At 61.0% G+C, this 18285-nt stretch carries 18 protein-coding genes and 1 pseudogene; 6 read left to right on the forward strand and 13 right to left on the reverse strand.

Going from position 1 to position 18285, the window contains the following annotated elements; all coding sequences use genetic code 11:
- Positions 1–634 precede the first annotated feature (634 nt).
- The 4 genes and pseudogenes from QP915_RS07375 to QP915_RS07390 form a co-directional block, all read right to left on the reverse strand.
- Positions 635–1300, reverse strand: a complete 666-nt coding sequence (locus QP915_RS07375; protein WP_284768873.1) for a DUF1707 SHOCT-like domain-containing protein — start codon at positions 1298–1300, stop codon at positions 635–637.
- Between the two features lie 4 nt (positions 1301–1304).
- Positions 1305–2516, reverse strand: a pseudogene (gene wecB, locus QP915_RS07380) (non-hydrolyzing UDP-N-acetylglucosamine 2-epimerase).
- A gap of 106 nt (positions 2517–2622) precedes the next feature.
- Entirely contained in the window at positions 2623–3900 is a 1278-nt protein-coding gene (locus tag QP915_RS07385) for an acid phosphatase (RefSeq protein ID WP_284768874.1), read from the reverse strand.
- A 127-nt stretch (positions 3901–4027) separates the two neighbouring features.
- Positions 4028–4177 (reverse strand): hypothetical protein, encoded by a 150-nt coding sequence (locus tag QP915_RS07390; protein ID WP_284768875.1) that lies wholly within the window; start codon positions 4175–4177, stop codon positions 4028–4030.
- Between the two features lie 156 nt (positions 4178–4333).
- On the opposite strand from QP915_RS07390, the gene QP915_RS07395 reads away from it, so the two are divergent.
- Positions 4334–4615 (forward strand): hypothetical protein, encoded by a 282-nt coding sequence (locus tag QP915_RS07395; protein ID WP_284768876.1) that lies wholly within the window; start codon positions 4334–4336, stop codon positions 4613–4615.
- A gap of 80 nt (positions 4616–4695) precedes the next feature.
- Here QP915_RS07395 and dnaG read toward each other — a convergent pair whose 3' ends face one another.
- A complete protein-coding gene (gene dnaG, locus QP915_RS07400; protein WP_179386822.1) occupies positions 4696–6618 on the reverse strand; it encodes a DNA primase in 1923 nt (640 codons plus the stop codon).
- Between the two features lie 210 nt (positions 6619–6828).
- Here dnaG and QP915_RS07405 point away from each other — a divergent pair, with 210 nt between their 5' ends.
- Together QP915_RS07405 and QP915_RS07410 are read left to right on the forward strand one after the other, a co-directional pair.
- Positions 6829–7290: a guanyl-specific ribonuclease gene (locus QP915_RS07405; RefSeq protein ID WP_284768877.1), complete on the forward strand. Its 462-nt coding sequence runs from the start codon at positions 6829–6831 to the stop codon at positions 7288–7290.
- Between the two features lie 2 nt (positions 7291–7292).
- The gene (locus tag QP915_RS07410; RefSeq protein ID WP_284768878.1) at positions 7293–7526 is read left to right on the forward strand and encodes a barstar family protein; all 234 of its coding nucleotides are present in this window, start codon (positions 7293–7295) and stop codon (positions 7524–7526) included.
- A 142-nt stretch (positions 7527–7668) separates the two neighbouring features.
- Here QP915_RS07410 and QP915_RS07415 read toward each other — a convergent pair whose 3' ends face one another.
- Both QP915_RS07415 and QP915_RS07420 read right to left on the reverse strand, forming a co-directional pair.
- Positions 7669–8961: a deoxyguanosinetriphosphate triphosphohydrolase gene (locus QP915_RS07415; RefSeq protein ID WP_284768879.1), complete on the reverse strand. Its 1293-nt coding sequence runs from the start codon at positions 8959–8961 to the stop codon at positions 7669–7671.
- 48 nt (positions 8962–9009) lie between these two features.
- A complete protein-coding gene (locus tag QP915_RS07420) occupies positions 9010–9585 on the reverse strand; it encodes a YdcF family protein (protein ID WP_284768880.1) in 576 nt (191 codons plus the stop codon).
- Positions 9586–9639: 54 nt separating this feature from the next.
- Here QP915_RS07420 and QP915_RS07425 point away from each other — a divergent pair, with 54 nt between their 5' ends.
- A complete protein-coding gene (locus QP915_RS07425; RefSeq protein WP_284768881.1) occupies positions 9640–11649 on the forward strand; it encodes a TPM domain-containing protein in 2010 nt (669 codons plus the stop codon).
- Between the two features lie 85 nt (positions 11650–11734).
- Here the strand turns inward: QP915_RS07425 and QP915_RS07430 are convergent, their stop codons facing one another.
- Genes QP915_RS07430 through QP915_RS07440 form a run of 3 tightly spaced genes read right to left on the reverse strand, consistent with a single transcriptional unit; the run spans position 11735 to position 14066 of the window.
- The gene (locus QP915_RS07430; protein WP_284768882.1) at positions 11735–12175 is read right to left on the reverse strand and encodes a hypothetical protein; all 441 of its coding nucleotides are present in this window, start codon (positions 12173–12175) and stop codon (positions 11735–11737) included.
- The gene (locus QP915_RS07435; RefSeq protein ID WP_284768883.1) at positions 12175–12684 is read right to left on the reverse strand and encodes a hypothetical protein; all 510 of its coding nucleotides are present in this window, start codon (positions 12682–12684) and stop codon (positions 12175–12177) included. Before QP915_RS07435 ends, QP915_RS07430 begins: the two co-directional genes overlap by 1 nt.
- Positions 12684–14066 (reverse strand): glycine--tRNA ligase, encoded by a 1383-nt coding sequence (locus QP915_RS07440; RefSeq protein WP_284768884.1) that lies wholly within the window; start codon positions 14064–14066, stop codon positions 12684–12686. Before QP915_RS07440 ends, QP915_RS07435 begins: the two co-directional genes overlap by 1 nt.
- A 184-nt stretch (positions 14067–14250) precedes the next feature.
- Between QP915_RS07440 and QP915_RS07445 the strand changes: the two genes are divergently transcribed.
- Both QP915_RS07445 and QP915_RS07450 read left to right on the forward strand, forming a co-directional pair.
- A complete protein-coding gene (locus QP915_RS07445; protein WP_284768885.1) occupies positions 14251–14541 on the forward strand; it encodes an ArsR/SmtB family transcription factor in 291 nt (96 codons plus the stop codon).
- A gap of 70 nt (positions 14542–14611) precedes the next feature.
- Entirely contained in the window at positions 14612–15031 is a 420-nt protein-coding gene (locus QP915_RS07450; protein WP_005326453.1) for a Fur family transcriptional regulator, read from the forward strand.
- An 81-nt stretch (positions 15032–15112) separates the two neighbouring features.
- Here QP915_RS07450 and QP915_RS07455 read toward each other — a convergent pair whose 3' ends face one another.
- The 3 genes from QP915_RS07455 to era are packed head-to-tail and all read right to left on the reverse strand — an operon-like array spanning position 15113 to position 17639.
- Entirely contained in the window at positions 15113–15868 is a 756-nt protein-coding gene (locus tag QP915_RS07455) for an isoprenyl transferase (protein ID WP_284768886.1), read from the reverse strand.
- A 10-nt stretch (positions 15869–15878) separates the two neighbouring features.
- Positions 15879–16595, reverse strand: a complete 717-nt coding sequence (gene recO, locus QP915_RS07460; protein WP_284768887.1) for a DNA repair protein RecO — start codon at positions 16593–16595, stop codon at positions 15879–15881.
- Between the two features lie 6 nt (positions 16596–16601).
- Positions 16602–17639, reverse strand: a complete 1038-nt coding sequence (gene era / locus QP915_RS07465; protein ID WP_284768888.1) for a GTPase Era — start codon at positions 17637–17639, stop codon at positions 16602–16604.
- Positions 17640–18285: the final 646 nt, after the last annotated feature.

Here is an 18285-nt window from a genome sequence, read left to right on the forward strand (position 1 = left end):
AAGTGAAATAGTCCTAATATCAGCACGCCAGACCGGCTAGCCGTACAACCTCACCAACACATCGTGTCGTTTAGGCCATCTTTAGGCGCTGCGGTGGAAGTACTGCTTATACACAAGTGCATTAAGCTCGAATACGGCCGAGTAAGAGAACCAAGCGGGGATCCTTGAGGCCATCGGACGGCAGTGTTGAGGAGAATCCTGGATTAGTTTGTCGTAGATTTTTCGTGTCTCCACCTGGCCGTCGACTTTGGTGGTCTGCACAATATTGTCTGGCGATACTGCCCTGCCAGGTTCATGAGTTGCTAACGAGGTTTAAAGAATGCCCTGTAGATCTCGGCTTCAGGCCTATTTTTCCAGTTGAAGCCGGAAGCCCATGTGCCTTGGTACGCCCTGCTGCCTTGCATGAGGCAGCGGTTTCGTGCGGCTAAACACCGGTGCGAGTGGTTGTACCATTGTCCACAACTCTAGACCGGCTTCTAGATACGTAGAGCGCCCCGAGCGCGTTAAATGTTCCTAGTAATCAGTAGACTGGCGCGGGTGTCTCCAAAGCTTGCTCGAAGGGGCCGGAAAGTGCTGTAAGCGAGTCTGAGGCCAAGCCGTAACTCTTGATACTCCCTCGAGCTTCTAAGCCTGCTTAACCGCCGTAGCGGCGTCCCACGTGAACGTCTACGCCGCCGAAGAGGCTGTAGCAATTGACGTTGATTTCTGGTGCGTCCACTGGCAGGTCATTCGGATGAATGGCGCTGTTTTCTACCTTGAGGTCATGCCCGCCAAAAAGGCCTACACCGCCGACGTGGACGCGGAAGCCTTCGGGGATATAGACATCCACGCCACCAAAGACGCCCACCGCCTCGATGGTGGTAGAACGACTGTGCAGGGCTACGCCCGTGAGATCAATGTCCACGCCGCCGAAAAGGCCCAAGGCCGTCAGGGAACGAGCTACTGCCCCACCGCTGACAGTGGAACCGCCAAAAATCCCCACCGCAAAGGAGCGGGTCTCCTGCACGCTCGGCTGTACCTGTCGGATGGCCTGCTCCACCTTGGCGATGGCTTTGGATTCTTGCTGCCCCGCGTAGGCTTTTGCGAGTTTTCTTTCTTGTCCAAAAAGGAGAACTTCTGGGTCCTCTACAAGGTCAGCCAGCGGCTCGATGAGCTCAGCGCGGGTCGTTGCATTTACGCAGGCGGCCGAGCGCTTTTCAAAATCATCGAGGTCAATCTGCCCTGCCGAAAGCGCATCCCCTAAGATGTCTGCAGCTTTCGTGCGTTCTCGGTGGTTACAGCGGATATCCAGCGGTTTCATACCTTTAATATATCCGCTTTCTCCGGCAGGCGCGCGAGTTATTCCTTGCCTTGGGCCCCTTAGAGGAATCGACCTCCGGCAGAAATTCTTCTACGCGCTCGCCTACCCCGGTCAGCTGCGCGATGGCGGCGACGGCGCGCTGCGCGCCCTTGCCGTCGCCATAGGGGGTAACGGCGTTGGCCATGGCGTCGAAAGCGGCGCCGTCGGAAAGCAAAAGCTTCGCCTCTGCCACGATGAGCTCGCGATTAGTGCCCACCAGCTTAACCGTGCCGGCGACAACGGCTTCGGGGCGCTCGGTGTTTTGGCGCATGACTAGCACCGGCTTGCCCAATGCTGGTGCCTCCTCCTGGACTCCGCCGGAGTCAGTCAGGATGATGGTTGCGCGGTTTTGCAGCTGCGTAAATTGGTCATAAGGCAGCGGATCCGTGATGATGATATTCGGCAAGTGGTCGACCTCTGGCAGAACAGCCTGGCGCACCTTAGGGTTGAGGTGCAGCGGCAGTGCGAAGTTAATCTCCGGGTAAGCTTCTGCCAAGTCCTTAACTGCACCACCAATTTCCTTCATCGCCTCAAGGTTCTCACGGCGGTGGGTCGTAACCACAACGAGGCGCTTATCGGAGTCTGCGGCTTCCGGCAGGGCAGTGTCCGCGAACTCCGTATTCCACGATGCTACTTCGAGCAGAGCGTCAATGACGGTATTATCGGTAATCACGATGCCCTTGGAACGCACATTCTCGCGACGTAGGTTCTCCATCGATCCCTCGGTTGGAGCCAAGTGCAGCTCGGCTACCTGACCAATGAGCTTACGGTTCGCCTCTTCAGTGAACGGCGAGTGGATATCGCCGGTACACAAACCGGCTTCAAGGTGAACGATCTTTACCCAGCGATGGAAACCGGCGAGTGTTGCAGCCATAGCGGTAGAGGTATCGTCCTAGGAGATGATGACGTCTAGCTCTTCTTCAATGATGGAGCCCAATCCAGCAATGGCGCGGGAGACAAGCTCATTAAGCCCCTGTCCCTGTTTCATGAGCCCCAGATCGTGCTTCGGCTGGATGCCAAACATGGTGTTGACCTGCTCCAGCATCTCTGTATGCTGACCGGTAGAGACTGGGATCGAATCAAAGCGCTCATCTTTATCCAGCGCCTTAATGACCGGTGCCACCTTGATAGCTTCCGGTCGGGTGCCATAAACGCACATAACCTTAGCCCTACGCATAGAACTCCTTTGGTGTTGATCAAGCGTTTACGGAAAGTTGTAAATACTTTAACTCTCAATCCGACTAGGCCACAAAGTTCAGGTTAAGCTACCGGCATTGTTGAATTCATTCGCTGACGCTCACGCCGCCGTCTGGGGCGACGGTCACCTTGGCCGCCATGGCGCGGGCTAGATCGAGGCGTTGCCACGAGCCTCCCTCTGCCTGCCAATCCAATGGATTGCCGGCTGGACGCGCAGTCTGGCGGAGGACCTCGGCACGCTGATCCCAGGTCAGTTCTGGGTGGGATGCTGCTAGCAGCACTGGAGCGGCCTGCGGGACGACCATCGGGACGTCGGTGCGGTAGCGCGGGGCAAAGTCATAGTCCATGAATGTGGAGTACTGTTCTACCGCATCGTCGGTGGACTGATAGTCGGCACCCTCTGCCCTATCCTGGGCCACCAATTCTTCCACCGTCTTGCCGGTGCGCCACTTAATCTCCTTGCGCACTTCCATCGAGGCTTGCCAGAGAGCATTGCGCATGCGCTTGTCATTGAGGCGGTCGGCTGCGGCGGCTTGGCCAGTCATGCGGCCGCCGATGACATCCAGCGGGTAATGCACTCCTAGGACCACGCGGTGGTTGCCGGCCTCTGCGCCTCGCAGCATGAGCTGTGGACCTACCTCAGGCAACATGAAGGACATCAGCGTGGTAATCCAGGTTGCCTGATTGGTATGACCCGAGGGGAACGCTGGCGAGGTGGGGTAAAGGTCCTTGGAACCATCGTCATAGCGCTTAATCGCCTGCGGCGCGCGCTGGTACGGGCGCTGATAGTTGAAGTAGTACTTTTCTGACATGGTGGAATTGGCTAGCCCACCCGCACGAGCGGCGTAGCCATTGCCCAAGAGGTATTCGGTTTTGGGCAGGCGGTGCTCGGCCAAGGCGGCGCGGAAGGCATCGCCTAGGTTCTTGCCCATCGAGTCAGAAACGGCTTTGAGCACGCTCGTCGAGCTGGCCTTGGCATCGGCCTGCGCGCGGCGGATTAAAGCGGGGTCACCGGCTGCGGCGTTATTGATGGCCACGGCCTTGTCCATATTTTCTTGGCGGATTTCTGGCTGGACCTTGATGTGATCAAAAAGCTGGACTACCTGCCAGTAGTTGCCAAATTGATAAGAGGAAACATCGGATTCAAAGCCCGCGATATAGTCCGTGCTAAACGGCTCTGGTACCGGGGCACCGGGGTGCTGGACTGGGGCTGGGCCGGTGGACTGCTGGGTGACAGGCTCACGCAGCTGGGGCACGGCTACGGGAAGGGCTGTGGCCGACGGTGCGAGGGCTATAGTCAGCCCAGTAGCCGCGCACAGGGCGAGCCCACGGACTGCGGGGCGAAGATTATTCCGATAGTTCAACGTAGAAACCTTTTGCTAGTATCAAATTCCCACGAATAATATCTAGCTAAAGTTAAGGGGAAGTGAACGCGACGCTAAACTCACATGCACAATCGTGGATTGGCGGTTAGACCTTTGCGGTCACCACTCAGCGTTCTTCAGCCCAATTGGGGCCTTGGTGCGCCGCGGCGGTATCCGGTTGGTGGCCGGAAGATTCCGCAGAAATGCTCGCGGTAAAAAGCGCGGCCAGCGCCACTGCTGAAGCCGCTGCCGAATCCCTGCGCTTGTTATTTTCCACACATTTAAACTAGCGCGTATTGCGCGCCATGAAAAGTGCTAGTCCAATGCGGGGCTAGCGCCACCCCTCACTCGTGGTTGGCGGCGCGCGCCAAAGCTTCGCGGTAGGCTGGTGGGGAACTTTTACTCGCACAGGAATAAGGGGACACGCTAAGCAATGATCCAATTCGTCTTCGGCGCCGCAGCAGGATACGTTTTTGGCACTAAGGCTGGCCGCAAGCGCTACCACCAGATCAAGGGCGCCTACGAAAAGGCCGTCAACTCCCCCGTGACCAAGTCCGCCGTCACTTCTGCACGTAAGGCGGTGGCCAACCGCTTGGACCCGGAACCGCGTATGCGCGAGGTTCGCGATTTGTCTTCCAAGCGCAACAGCAAGGGCCGGCTGCGCGGATCGCAGATGGATAATGCGGACCGCATTTATGAGCCCGATGAGGACTAGGTCGATTGCAGACTAGCTTTTAGGCCTCCTCCCCTCCCCTCGGTGCGACGACGATTTGGTCGCGTGCCGAGGGGAGATTCTTATGCTTGGGGAGGCGTGCCGCGGAAGGCACGGTCGTTGAGTTCGCGGCGGGCCTGCTCGAGGGCGACGAGGTCAGCGAAGAGCGAGTTATAGCTGGCCTCATCATCGGAGGGGCGCATGCGGCCGAGGCGGGCCTTGAGCTGGGCGATCTGATCGCCCACCACGGTTTCTTGCAAGCGGGAAAGGACAGAGTCGGCGTATTTTTCGGGGCCGACGTCGGTAGGCAGGATTGCTTCTACGGCGAGCTCGGAAACGAAATTGCGGCCGGTGAGATCCTGCATCTCGCCGGCTACTGCGGCAATCCATTCCACGGCGGGCATGGATGCGCCTTGGGCGGCGCCGCCGGCGGTGGAAATTGCCTGGCGGACGAGGCGGTAGGCGTCGTTAGTATAGGCGTCGGCAGTAATGCCATCAAAGTACGAGCCTGCTACCTGCGGCATCTGCAGAGCCAGCTTGAGGGCCTCGCGCTGAGGCCACAGGTGGGTTTCCTTGGGGCTCGGCGGATGGATCATCGGCACGTCCTGCTGCGCCGGCTGCTGCTTCGCGTTATCGAAGCGGCGGATCGTGGGTTTTTCGGCCTTCTTGGGCTTGCGCGCCTCCGCGCGGACCTGCTGGAGGACCTCCTCTGGGTTGGCCCAACCCACCCAACCGGCGAGGCGGCGGGCGTACTCGCGCTGGAGAGGCTGATCGCGGATCTGCGCCACCACGGGGACCGCGCGGCGCAGGGCCTGCAGGCGCCCCTCCGCGGTATCGATGCGGTACTCCGCGATGACGGATTGGATGACAAACTCGAACATGGGGATGCGGTCCGCGATGAGCTCGCGCACTGCGGCATCGCCCTTCTGCAGGCGCAGATCGCACGGGTCCATGCCGTCAGGTGCCACGGAGACAAAGGACTGACCGGTGAATTTCTGTTCGCCATCAAACGCGCGCATGGCGGCCTTCTGCCCTGCCTCATCGCCGTCAAAGGTATAGATGAGTTCACCGTTGAAGTAGGAATCATCCAGCATCAACCGGCGCAGCACCTGGAGATGCTCGCCGCCAAAAGCGGTGCCGCACGATGCCACTGCGGTCTTCACGCCGGCGGCGTACATAGCCATGACGTCCGTATAGCCTTCTACCACCACGGCCTGGTGGTTATCGGCAATATTGCGCTTGGCCAGATCGAGGCCGAAGAGCACCTTGGACTTGTGGTAGAGCATGGTCTCGGGGGTGTTCATGTACTTGCCGAGCTTGTCGTCGTCGAAAAGCTTGCGGGCGCCAAAGCCAATCACGTTGCCGGATAGGTCCTTGATGGGCCACAGCAGGCGGCGGTGGAAGCGGTCAATGGGACCACGCTTGCCCATCTTGGAAATGCCGGCCGCCTCCAGCTCCTCGAAGGAAAAGCCCAAGCGCAGCAGGTGCTTGGTGGCGGTATCCCAGCCCTCCGGCGCATAGCCGCACTCAAAGTCATAGATGACCTCGCGGGAAAAGCCGCGATCCAGCAGAAAATCGCGCGCGGTGGCCGCCTGCGGGGTCTCCAATTGCTGGCGGTAGAACTCGTGCGCGGCCTTATTCGCGGCAATGAGGCGCTGGCGCGTGCCGGGCTTCTCATTGCGCGCGCCCGTGGAACCGCCCTGGTAGTTAATGTGATAGCCGATCTTCTGCGCTACCGCTTCTACCGCTTCCGGGAAGGAAACCTGCTCCATTTCCATCAGGAAGCTAAAGACATCGCCGCCTTTGCCGGTGGAAAAGCAGTGATAGTAGCCGCGCTGCGGGCGCACGTGGAAGGACGGGGTCTTTTCATCCTTGAAGGGGCTCAGACCCTTGAGCGAATCGTGTCCGGCGGGCTTGAGCTGAACGTACTCGCCCACGATCTCTTCTAAAGGCGCGCGTTCACGGATAGCTTGGATGTCGCTGTCCGGAATTCTGCCTTTTGCCATGCGTACAGACTACCCCGCGCGCGGCGGGAATGTTCAACTGGCTGCGCCAGGATGGTGTGGTGCCTGTGGGTTCACGGTTTGGGCGGAATTTACCCTCTGATGGGGTATATTCCACCTGCCTTTACCTACCCCCGTGACGGGGAATTTTTGGCCTTGTTGGGAGCGTCGGCCGATTTCGGTATTCACCGCTGCACCTGCAAGAATAAAGGTATGCCCAAGTCCCAAGCGTCTAAGAAATCGCTCCCAGTAGCCCTCGGCGGCCTTGCGCTTGCCGTCGTTGCAGGCTACTTCGGCTTCGACCTCGGCGGCCATGATGATTCCTCTGCTTCTTCGCCGTCAGAATCCGCAGGAGGCGCTAAGGCTGACGACGCCGATACCTGCGAGATGTCCTCCCTCCCCGCCGAGGCGAAGGACACCGCGGACGATATCTTGGCCGGTGGCCCCTATAACTACCCGGATAATGACAACGCCCGCTTTGGCAACTACGAGGGACGCCTGCCGCAGCAGGACAAGAATTACTACCGCGAATACACGGTAGAAACCCCGGGCAGTAAGAACCGCGGCGCCCGCCGCATCATCACCGGCGGCGGCAGCGAGACCGACCCAGATGTGTGGTACTACACCGATGACCACTATGAAAGCTTCTGTTCTATCCCGGACGCGGAGGAGTAATAATGCAACGCATCCTCATTACTGAACACATCCGCACCCGCGCGGATTTCTTCAACGCGCTTGGCCGCACCCGCGGCTGCGAGGACTGCGGCCCCCGCAACCTCGATGACCTCGCGGACTTCCTACGCGAGCAGCGCACCACCGTCATCATCGCCTCCGACATGGAAATCGCGGACGCGGAGTTGGAGGGTGTTGTTACCGTTTTAGAGGATCAGGGCGTGAAGTTGGTGCGCTAGCGACTCGGGCCCTGGGGCTGGGGCGTTAGGTCCATTGATATCAGGCCGAATTGAGGGTTGTGCGCTCTCAATTCGGCCTTTTCGCGCTCAGATTGGCCTGATGAGTTTCGACCTAACTCTAGCGGTACAGGGTGGGCCAGGTTTAGCTGAGGAACCCCGACAGCTCCGCGCTCCGCCGAGCCAAACGCTCCAGGCGGGACTCGGTCATGGAGGCAATCTGGTCGATGATGGCGCGGTCGCGGCCGGCGTCGGTATCGGCCTGCTCCCACCACAGGCGGAAGGTGGCATCGAGGGAGCCGGGGGCGCCGGCGACGAGGTAGTCGTAGACGCGGTAGATGCGCTCGCGCTGACGGTCTTGACGTGCGAGGTGGGCGGGCTCGTCCATGACATAGAGGACGGCGATGGTTTTCAGCAGCTTAACCTCGGCTTCGGCTTGCTTGGGTACGACGAGATCGCCGTGCATGCGGCCAAGTCCATTGGAGGCGATGAGATCAGCATTGGCCTCGCTGGTGGCGCCAACGGTCGCGCCCACATAGCGGCCGACGAGCTCCGAGGTCATCTTCTTCAGGTTGGCGTAGTCGCGCAAGGAATAGTCAAAGTCACCGATGGCGTTGATAACACTTAAGTTGCGCAGGCTATCGGCCGCCTCCAAGAGCTCGTCGGCGGTGCCGCCGAAGGCCTTGGCGCCCTTTTCTGCTAGTTGGGCCAGCTCCACTAAGTCCCACAGCACGTTCAATGAAATGCGCCGGGAGATGATGCCATCTTCCACGTCGTGCACGGAGTAGGCGATGTCATCCGACCAGTCCATGACCTGGGCCTCGATGCACTTGCGGTTATCGGCATGGCCCTCGCGCAGCCAGTCCAAAAGGTGCGCGTCTTCGTCGTAGGCGCCGTACTTGCGGTTGGTGGTGCCATCCGGGTTGGTCTTGGTCCAGGGGTATTTGCAGGCGCCGTCGAGGGCCGCGCGGGTGAGGTTGAGACCAAAGCTTTGGGGTTCGCCGCGGGCATCGTTCACGATGACCTTTGGTTCTAGGCGGGTGAGGATACGCAGGGTTTGGGCGTTGCCCTCGAAGCCGTTGAGGGCAACCTCGTTGAGCGCATTCTCGCCATTGTGGCCATAGGGCGGGTGGCCAATGTCATGGGTAAGGCCGGCCATATCGCAGAGATCGGGATCGAGTCCGAGCCCGGAGCCGATGCTGCGCGCGATTTGGCCGACCTCCAGCGAGTGGGTCAGCCGGGTGCGCGGGGTATCGCCGTCGCGCGGGCCAACGACCTGCGTTTTATCCGCTAGCCGGCGCAGCGCCGCCGAGTGCAACACGCGGGCGCGATCGCGGGCAAAGACCCCGCGGTGTTCCTCCACAGGGTGGAAGGCTGAGCCCTTCGGCTTTTCATCAGCCAGGCGGGCAAAGTCGGCGGCGGAATAAGAATAGGACACGGCCTAAAGTTTATTCCGCGAACAGGCCTTTTGGGTGAGCAACGTGGCTTAAGCGCGGTCGTCTTCCTGCTGAATCGTCTGATGCCGCAGCTTCTGATTGGGCCGCAGCACCTGCTCCACGCGGTAGAAACCATTGCGCAGTGCTGCGGCACCGCGAGCGGGAAGCAGGCCGGCCACCAGCGCGTAAGCTACGCCACCGGTTTCGTGGGCAAGATAGCGCCACCAGGGCTTAGAAAAGCGCGCGGCCGGGTAGTACGGCGTGCCGGAGACGATGGCCGTAATGCCCTCTTGGCGGGCGATGAGTGCGGTGCGCAGGCGGTGGAGGGGATCGGTGATGATGGTGGCGTCGGAAAGCGCGAAGGCTTCCTTGACCGCACACAGGGAGCTGCGGGTATCCATGCCCTCCTCCACCGCGTGCACGGTCAGGTGCGGGAAGCGCTCGCGCAGGTAGGTGCGGCCGACACCGGCCTCCGTAAACCTATCCCCGGGCAGCTTGCCGCCCACGGTAATGACCTCCAACCCCTCGGCCGTGGCGAGCTCACCGGCGTGACGCAGGCGGCCGGCCAGGATGCGGGAGGCGCGGCCATCGTATTGGGCGGTTCCTAAAACAATTGCGTACTTCACTGCCCCACTACATTACCTGCCAGAGCGCAAAGTTAAGCCGGTAAAGTGGTGGGCATGAATTTGAGTGCACGTTTGGGCCGCGCGGCCATTGCCGCTTTCATTTTAGGCTGCACCTCCGTCGGTGCGGGGTCTGCCTTCGCCGCCGAGACCACCGCGGTGGCGCAGGGCACTGCCACCCTCCAGGACAAGGTCACCGATGAGGCCGGCGTGCTCAGCGCGGAGGAAAAGAGCCAGCTGGAGCAGAAGATCGCCCAACTGCAAAAAGACGAGCACCGAACCCTTTTTGTCTATATCACCGATGAGCTGGGCACGGATCCGGAAAGTTTTGCCGGCCAAGCGGTCAAGGACAAGGGGCCGAACTCCGCGGTCTATGCGCTTTCCATTGAGGAGCGCAAGATGGGCGTGCAGACCGGCAAGGACTGGCCGCAGGGTCGGCTGGACCAGATGTATGACGCCGCCTATGACAAGCTGGCCAGCGATGAATACGGTGCTTCGGCCGTCGCGCTTGCCGACGCCGCCCTGGGCAACTCCGCTTCAAATAGCTCCGCCTCCGATTCCTCTGGCCTGGCGTGGCTGGGCGGTGGCGCGGCCGCCATCGTCGCCGCCGGTGGCGGAATCATGTACTACTCGCGCCGCAATACCAAGAAGAATAATGCACAGACCTTGGAGTCCGCCCGCGAAATTTCCCCGGGTGACACCGACCAGTTGAATCGCCTGCCGCTGGAGACCTTGGAGCAGCTGGCCCAGGAGGAGTTGGTCTCTACCGATGAGTCCATCCGCCGCGGCAAGGAGGAGCTCAATATCGCGCTCTCTGAGTTCGGTCCCGAGCGCGTGCGCCCGTTTACCAAGGCAATGAACCACTCCACCTCTACCCTGCAAAAGGCCTTCCACCTGCACCAGCGCCTGGATGATGCCGTGCCGGAATCCCCCGCCGAGCGCCGCCAAATGCTGGTAGAAATCGTCTCCTCCTGCGGCCAGGCCGACGACGCCCTCGATGCGCAGGCCGAGGAGTTTGCCAAGATGCGCGATCTGCTCATCCACTCCGATGAAAAGCTGGACGAGCTCACCCAGCGCACCGTAGGCCTGCGCGCCCGCCTGCCGGAGGCCGAGTCCACGCTGGCCGGCCTAAAGTCCAACTATGACGAGCACGTGCTCTCCTCCATTGCCGATAACCCCGAGCTTGCCGCAGCGTCCCTCGACGAGGCCGAGAAGCTGCTCGACAAGGCTCGCGGGGTCCAGGCCCAGCCGGCCGGCCAGCAGGGCCCACTGGTGGGACTTATTCGCGATATCGAGCACGCCTGCGAGATGACGGATCGCCTCATTTCCGGCGTGGAAAACGCTGAGGAGAATATCGCCACCGCCCGCGGCAACCTTGAGGCGCTTATCGCCGAGGTCGAGGGCGAGATCGACGAAGCCCGCGAGCTCGAGCGCCAAGGCAAGGCCCAGGGAACCACCGCGGATTGGGACAAGCTCGAGGATCTTCTCGGCCGCGCCGGCACCGCCGTCAACGAGGCCAAGGCCCACGGCCACCAGGATCCGTTGGGCCAGCACACCGCGCTGACCTCCATCGATACCGAGCTGGATGAGGCGCTCGACCGCGTGCGTGAGAAGACCTCCACGCACGCGCGCCAGCTAGACCTCTTCCGCCAGCAGATTTCCGTGGCGGAATCCAATATCCAGGCCGCAGAAGACCTCATTTCCTCCCGCGGTCGCATCATCGGCTCGGGTGCGCGCACCGCGCTTGCCGACGCCAAACGTCTCCACGCCCAAGCCCTCCACACCGAGCGCAGCGATATTCGCGCCGCGCTGCAGTCCTCCCGCGAGGCGGTGGCCGCTGCCCAAGCGGCGCTGCAGCGCGCGAAGGAGGACATAGACGAACACCGCCGCCGCCAGCAGCGCCAGCAGATGGGCAATGCCGCCAATAACATCGTCACCGGCGTGGTCATCGGCCAGATGCTCGGCGGCGGCCGCGGATTCGGCGGTGGTTTCGGAGGCGGCGGCTTCGGTGGAGGAAGCTTCGGCGGCGGTGGCGGCGGAGGCGGCTTCCGCGGCGGCTCCTTCTAGGTCTCCCAGCCCCACGGCCCGGAAGCCCGGCAGGCCTCCAGTCCGGCTCTAGGCTCGCGCGGGGCCCAGTCTCCCCGGCGCTGGGCTAGGTGCGGAGGGTGCGCGGGGTGGCGTCGAGAAGCGCGCAGGCGTAGCTCAAGAAAATAGCATCGAGCTCCGGCAGCTCGCCCACGCTCACGCGCAGGCCATCGCCGGCCGGTGCGGTGCTGGCAACCTCGGCGCCCGTGCCGCGGGCCACGATGCGGCGCTCGCGGCGGAAGGGGTTGCGGCGCTCGAGCAGGTACTCGCGGTCGGCGCAGGTCGCGCGCAGTCGGGTGACGGTAATCCCAGCCTGGGAGACCGAGAAATCTTCGCCCGCCGCGGTCTGCGCGCGCAGGAAGAACCGCGGGGAGGAGGAATCCATCGAGGATTCCACAGAGAGGCGCTCACCGGCCGCGGTGGCAAGCACTCCGTCGCGCGCGGAGGCGAGCTCGTTGCCTTCGGCGTCAGTAAGCGCGCTCGCACGCCAGGTCCACTGCGCAGTCATTAGAAGATAAATAGCGCAGCGAGGGCAACGATGGACGCTAGGACCAAGGTGATGATCCACGCCCAGGCTTTGCCTTGGGTGGTGGCATCCAAGATGACGCGGGTAAACCAGCTTAGGCCGGCGATTTCGGCGGTGGTCAGGCCCTCGGCATCGTGCTCGAATTCCAGGATGGCCTTGCGCACGCCAGAATTGCGGGCAGAGAACTGGCCTACCTTTTCATCATCGACGTCATCGATGATCCAGTCGCCGCTGTTTTCGTTAATGAAGGTGAAGGTACGGCCGTTGAGCGATGCCTCTAGGCGCTTGTCGCGGCCGGGGCGGCCGGCGAGGCGGTAAATGGAGCCGTCGGCAAGCGTGGCAGAAGCGCCAAGGTCACTGACCTCGGTGCGCCAGAAGTGGCCGTCCACCTCCGCGGAATGCTCCGAGAATACGCCCAGTTGCTCCGGGCCTTCCTCGGCCAAGAGCACGGGCTTTGCGCGGTCGGAGCGATCCCAGCTGGTGTAATGCATTAATAGCACCCAATCAGGCGAGCGACGAGGTAAGCCTCGAGGTCATCGAGCTTCACGCGCTCCTGCTCCATGGTGTCGCGCTCGCGCACGGTTACGGCATCGTCTTCGAGGGTGTCGAAGTCGAAGGTGACGCAGAACGGGGTGCCGATCTCATCCTGGCGGCGGTAGCGGCGGCCGATGGCGCCGGAGACGTCAAAGTCCACGTTCCAGTGTGCGCGCAGCTTATCGGCCAGCTTGCGGGCCGGCTCGGAAAGCTCTTCCTTCTTGGACAGCGGCAGGACGGCCACCTTGATCGGTGCCAGGCGGCGGTCCAGGCGCAGGACCACGCGCTTATCGGTGCCGCCCTTCGCGTTGGGAGCCTCTTCCTCGTCATAGGCATCCACCAGGAAGGCCATCATGGAACGGCCCAGGCCGGCGGCCGGCTCGATAACGTACGGGATCCAGCGCTCCTCGTTGGCCTGGTCATAGTAGGACAGATCCTCGCCCGAGCCCTTAGCGTGAACGGACAGGTCATAGTCCGTACGGTTGGCCACGCCTTCCAGCTCGCCCCACTTGGAGCCCTTGAAGCCAAAGGCGTACTCCACGTCCACGGTGCGCTTGGAGTAGTGGGAGAGCTTTTCCTTCGGGTGCTCGTACAGGCGCAGGTTTTCTTCCTTGATGCCCAGGTCCACGTACCAGTTGTAGCGGTCATCAATCCAGTACTGGTGCCACTCTTCGTCCTCGCCCGGCTTGACAAAGAACTCCATCTCCATCTGCTCGAACTCGCGGGTGCGGAAGATGAAGTTGCCCGGGGTAATTTCGTTACGGAAGGACTTACCAATGTTCGCGATGCCAAATGGCGGCTTCATGCGCGAAGAGGTCATCACGTTCTTGAAGTTGACGAAGATACCCTGTGCGGTCTCCGGACGCAGGTAGTGCAGGCCCTGCTCATCGTCCACCGGGCCCAGGAAGGTCTTGAGCAGGCCAGAGAAGGCCTTCGGCTCGGTCCAGTCGCCCGGTTGGCCGGTCTCTGGATCATTGATGTCTGCCAGGCCGTTTTCTGGCTCGTGGCCGTGCTTTTCCTCGTAGGCCTCAATCAGGTGGTCCGCACGGTAGCGCTTGCCGGTGTGGCGGGATTCCACCAGCGGGTCAGAGAAAACCTCGACGTGGCCAGAAGATACCCAGACCTGGCGCGGCTGGATGACGGAGGTGTCTACACCCACGACGTCTGCGCGGGACTGCACCATGTGGCGCCACCACTGGCGCTTGATGTTTTCCTTGAGCTCTACACCAAGAGGGCCGTAATCCCACGCGGAGCGGGAACCGCCGTAAATTTCACCTGCCTGGTAGACCAAGCCGCGGCGCTTACACAGGTTTACAACGGTATCGATGACGGATGCCATTAGTTTTCGGACTCCTCTGGTAGGGGACAGTCTTGACAATCTCGTTCAGTCTAACCCGAAGCACTTCCCGGCGGTGGGATTGGGGCATGAATTTAATTTGAAATATATACGAGCTATTGAACACATCGGGTAATATAAGAGTACCCGACAGGTAATAGATATTGAATTGAAGGTGACACCCCCTATGACGACCACTGACACGGCCTTTATTAATTCTGCGGCCGCCGGCGTGATCGCTGCCCTCGATTCGCCCCTACGCATCGCAATCATTTCCCGCTTGGCCGAGCGCGATCACTTTGTCCACGAGCTGGTCAAGGCCACCGGCAAGTCCCAGCCCCTTATCAGTCAGCACCTGCGCGTGCTCAAGCAGGCGGGCATCGTAGACTCCGAGCGTAGCGGCCGCGAGGTAACTTACTCGCTCATTGCGCCGCGGGTTTTGGACCTGCTTGCCGACGCCGCCAAGATCGCCTCCTAACCCCTCCCCGCCTGCATAAAAAGCCGCCTGACTGTGCAGTTGTTGAAAAACTATTGATAATGTTAAGGGCATGGCTTTACACGACAGTATTCCCAAACTAGGCGCGCGCAATACCAAGCAGCGCACCGCAGTCGTTGAGGTATTGCGGGAAATGGAGAAATTCGCCTCCGCCAAGGAGATCTACCACGAGCTCCAGGAGCGTGAGGAAAAGGTGGGCCTGACCACCGTGTACCGCACCCTGCAGTCCCTGACCGATATCGATGCAGTGGATGCCCTCCACATGCCCAATGGCGAAACCCTCTACCGCCATTGCGATACCGATGCCCACCACCACCACTTGGTGTGCACCAAGTGCGGCCGCACCGAAGAAATCGATGGCGGCCCCATTGAAAAGTGGGCTACCTCCGTAGCCAAGGAATACGGCTTCGAGCTCACCGGCCACGATGCCGAGGTCTTTGGCATCTGCAGCGACTGCGCCGCCTCCGCATAATCGCGCTCGCGCCTCCCCTCAAAGTCGCCCCTCCCCTAACCTCAGCCTCCAGTTCCCGGCGGCTGAGGTTTTTCTTTTGCACTACTTCTTCACACCACCGAAGCGGCGGTCGCGCCGTGCATACTCCTCGATGGCGGCGAAGAGATCCTCCGGCGTGAAGTCCGGGAAGAGCTTGTCCTGGTAAATCATCTCCGCGTACGCAGACTGCCAGAGTAGGAAGTTGGAGGTGCGCTTCTCCCCGGACGGACGCAGAAAGAGGTCCACATCCGGCATGCCTGGGTCATAGAGGTGCTGCGTGATGGTCTCTTCCTTAATATCGCGCGGGTTAAGCTCGCCGGCGGCAACCTGCTTGGCGATGTCCCTAAAGCCATCTACCAGCTCTGCCCTACCGCCGTAGTTCACGCACATGGCCAAGGTCATCTTGGTATTGTCCTTGGTCAGCTCCTGGGCAGCCTCGAGCTCCTTAATAACCGAGCGCCACAGGCGCGGGCGGCGGCCCGACCACACCACGCGCACGCCACGTTCATTGAGCCACTCACGCTGGCGGCGCAGCACGTCGCGGTTAAATCCCATAAGGAAGCGGACCTCCTCCGGGCTGCGGCGCCAATTCTCCGTGGAGAACGCGTACGCGGAAAGGTAGGGAACGCCGGCGGCAAGGCAAGCATCGACGACGTCAAGAAGCACGGCTTCTCCGCGCCTATGCCCCTCGGTGCGCTTCATGCCCTTCTCCTGGGCCCAGCGGCCGTTGCCATCCATGACCAGCGCAATATGGCGCGGCATGAACTCATCCGGGATATTCGGCGGGGTCAAAGTGCGGTTCGGGTCTGGCGTAATCACGGGCTATATTCTACTGCTCCATAACCTGCAATGCGGAAACATTGCGCTCCATGTGCCACTGCAGGTACGCCCGCGCTAGGCGATGCCCCTCCTGCTTTTGCGCATTCGTCGGGTTCGTCGGGTGATTATGCGCCAAAAGCCACAGGTGGTGCAGGGTTTCCGGGTCTACTTCCGCAGCACCTGGCGGACGGCATTCGTGGCACGCTGCGCCGCCTACTGCCGGGTGGAAGGCGTGGTGCGGACCAGGCCGGTTGCACTGGGCGCAGTTGAAAAGGCTTGGCGCCCAACCGGCATGCGCCATGGCCTGCAGTAGGAAGGCATCCAGCGCCATGGTCGGGTCCGCGGTCTGGAGCTGCTCCAAGGTCGCGGTGACGGATTCGTAGAGGTAGGGATCATGGGCGGCGTCGGCAAATGCAAGGCGCTCGGCCGATTCCAGCACCGCGCACGCGGCCGTATAGCGCTCATAGTCCTCAATGAGGCGCGCGCCAAAGTAGTCGACGGTATCCGCCTGGGAAATGGTAGCTAGGTTCTTGCCCACATACAGCTGGACATCGAGGTTGACAAAGAGCTGCAGGCGCGAACCAAAGCGCGACTTGGCGCGGCGCACGCCTTTGGCCACCGCGCGCACGAGGCCATGATCGCGGGTAAGCAGGACTATGACGCGATCGGCCTCGCCAAAGTCGTAGGTGCGGATGACCACTGCGCGGTCACGATAGTTCTCGCGCATAGTGGATTAGAACCCGAGCCTACCCAGCGACTTCGGGTCAGACTGCCAATTCTTCAGCACCTTGATGCGCAGATCCAGGTACACATTGTGGCCGAGCAGCTTAATAATCTCCTTGCGGGCATTGCCCACAATGCGGCGGAAGCGCAGGCCATCCTTGCCCTCGATAATGCGCTTCTGGCCTGGGCGCTCCAGGTACAAAATGGCGTGGATATCCAGCACGCCCTCACGAGTGCGCGACGGCAGCATCTCATCAACCTGCACCGCCACCGAGTGCGGCAGCTCCGCCTTCAAGCCGGACAGAGCAGCTTCACGAATGAGTTCCTCGATGCGCTTTTCCTGGCCCTCATCGGTGATGTGGTCATCTGGGTAGAACTTCGGGCCTTCCGGCAGGTGGTCCACGATGACCTGCACCAGCTCATCCAGTTGCACACCCTCCTTGGAGGAAACCGGGATGACTACCGCATTCGGGTCATCCTGGGAGAGTAGCTCGTGCAGGGCCAACAACTGCGCGCCAACCTGATCTTTGCTGGCCTTATCCAGCTTGGTGACGATGCCGATGATCGGGGTCTTTGGCGCGATGCTGCGCACGTTTTCCAGGATCCAGCGGTCACCCGGGCCAATCTTTTCATCGGCCGGGATGGTCAGGCCGATTACATCCACATCGGCATAGGTGTCTTTGACTACCTCGTTGAGGCGCTCGCCCAAAAGGGTACGTGGGCGGTGCAGACCCGGCGTATCCACGACGATGACCTGGGCATCATCGCGGTGGACCAAACCGCGAATGGTGTGGCGGGTAGTCTCCGGCTGGTCTGCGGTAATCGCAATCTTCTGCCCCACCAGGGCATTAGTCAGGGTGGACTTGCCGGTATTCGGGCGCCCAACAAAGGAGACGAAGCCTGAGCGGAATCCCTCCGGGGTATCGGTGTATTGCGAATAATCAAGCGGGGCTGCCGTATTTTCGGCGCCTTCCGGCACGGCATCATCGGGGTCTTCTGGCAGACCCTCGAATGCCGCATCAAACTGTGCATCAAAATCAGAACTCATTACCCGCAATAATAGCCCACGGAGTCAAGATCTCCGATTAGTTCATATCCAATTCGCACCGGTGACACGACATAGGGCTAATCTATGGAGAAACCTCTTCTCCCCAGCGCATACCACGCTAACTCTCCGAAAGGCCCTCATGCCCCGCAATTCCCCTGCCCTACTTTTGGGCGCTGCCCTTACTCTGATCCTTTCCGCATGCTCCTCGCCCGATTCCGAGCCGCCCGCCGAGACGAGTACTAGTTCCTCAACTACCTCTACTTCGAGCTCTACTAATTCTTCGAGCACCACCTCTTCCACCACGACCAACAGCGAAGAGGCCATGACTGAAGAACCTGCAGATAGCGTTGCTGCTGAACCGGAGACCCAACCCCAGGCAGCAGCCGCGGAGCCGGAGTTACTGTATTGCGATATTGGATTAGGGGCAGTTGGACACTTCTCCGATGGATCTTGGCACCAAACTGAGCTCTGCAATACTCCAGAGCTACAGAGATCTGTTCGAGCCGAAGGAGTCTGCGGCGGTGAGGAAGGTCGCTATAAGTACCCTGAGGAATGGGCCGAGCTGTGCAACGGAGGCCTTCCACCTTCCGATTCAGACTATCTCGATAGCTACGGCGATATAGATGCAGGCTACACACCAGAGTCT

Origin of the sequence: Corynebacterium sp. MSK158, from assembly GCF_030229085.1 — a bacterium.
Classification (GTDB): domain Bacteria; phylum Actinomycetota; class Actinomycetes; order Mycobacteriales; family Mycobacteriaceae; genus Corynebacterium.

Bases quoted from the DNA above. Each gene is read 5' to 3' on its own strand.
- QP915_RS07375 (WP_284768873.1), bottom strand. From the start codon at position 1,300: ATGAAACCGCTGGATATCCGCTGTAACCACCGAGAACGCACGAAAGCT.
- QP915_RS07395 (WP_284768876.1), top strand. From the start codon at position 4,334: ATGATCCAATTCGTCTTCGGCGCCGCAGCAGGATACGTTTTTGGCACT.
- dnaG (WP_179386822.1), bottom strand. From the start codon at position 6,618: ATGGCAAAAGGCAGAATTCCGGACAGCGACATCCAAGCTATCCGTGAA.
- QP915_RS07405 (WP_284768877.1), top strand. From the start codon at position 6,829: ATGCCCAAGTCCCAAGCGTCTAAGAAATCGCTCCCAGTAGCCCTCGGC.
- QP915_RS07410 (WP_284768878.1), top strand. From the start codon at position 7,293: ATGCAACGCATCCTCATTACTGAACACATCCGCACCCGCGCGGATTTC.
- QP915_RS07425 (WP_284768881.1), top strand. From the start codon at position 9,640: ATGAATTTGAGTGCACGTTTGGGCCGCGCGGCCATTGCCGCTTTCATT.
- QP915_RS07430 (WP_284768882.1), bottom strand. From the start codon at position 12,175: ATGACTGCGCAGTGGACCTGGCGTGCGAGCGCGCTTACTGACGCCGAA.
- QP915_RS07435 (WP_284768883.1), bottom strand. From the start codon at position 12,684: ATGCATTACACCAGCTGGGATCGCTCCGACCGCGCAAAGCCCGTGCTC.
- QP915_RS07440 (WP_284768884.1), bottom strand. From the start codon at position 14,066: ATGGCATCCGTCATCGATACCGTTGTAAACCTGTGTAAGCGCCGCGGC.
- QP915_RS07445 (WP_284768885.1), top strand. From the start codon at position 14,251: ATGACGACCACTGACACGGCCTTTATTAATTCTGCGGCCGCCGGCGTG.
- QP915_RS07450 (WP_005326453.1), top strand. From the start codon at position 14,612: ATGGCTTTACACGACAGTATTCCCAAACTAGGCGCGCGCAATACCAAG.
- recO (WP_284768887.1), bottom strand. From the start codon at position 16,595: ATGCGCGAGAACTATCGTGACCGCGCAGTGGTCATCCGCACCTACGAC.
- era (WP_284768888.1), bottom strand. From the start codon at position 17,639: ATGAGTTCTGATTTTGATGCACAGTTTGATGCGGCATTCGAGGGTCTG.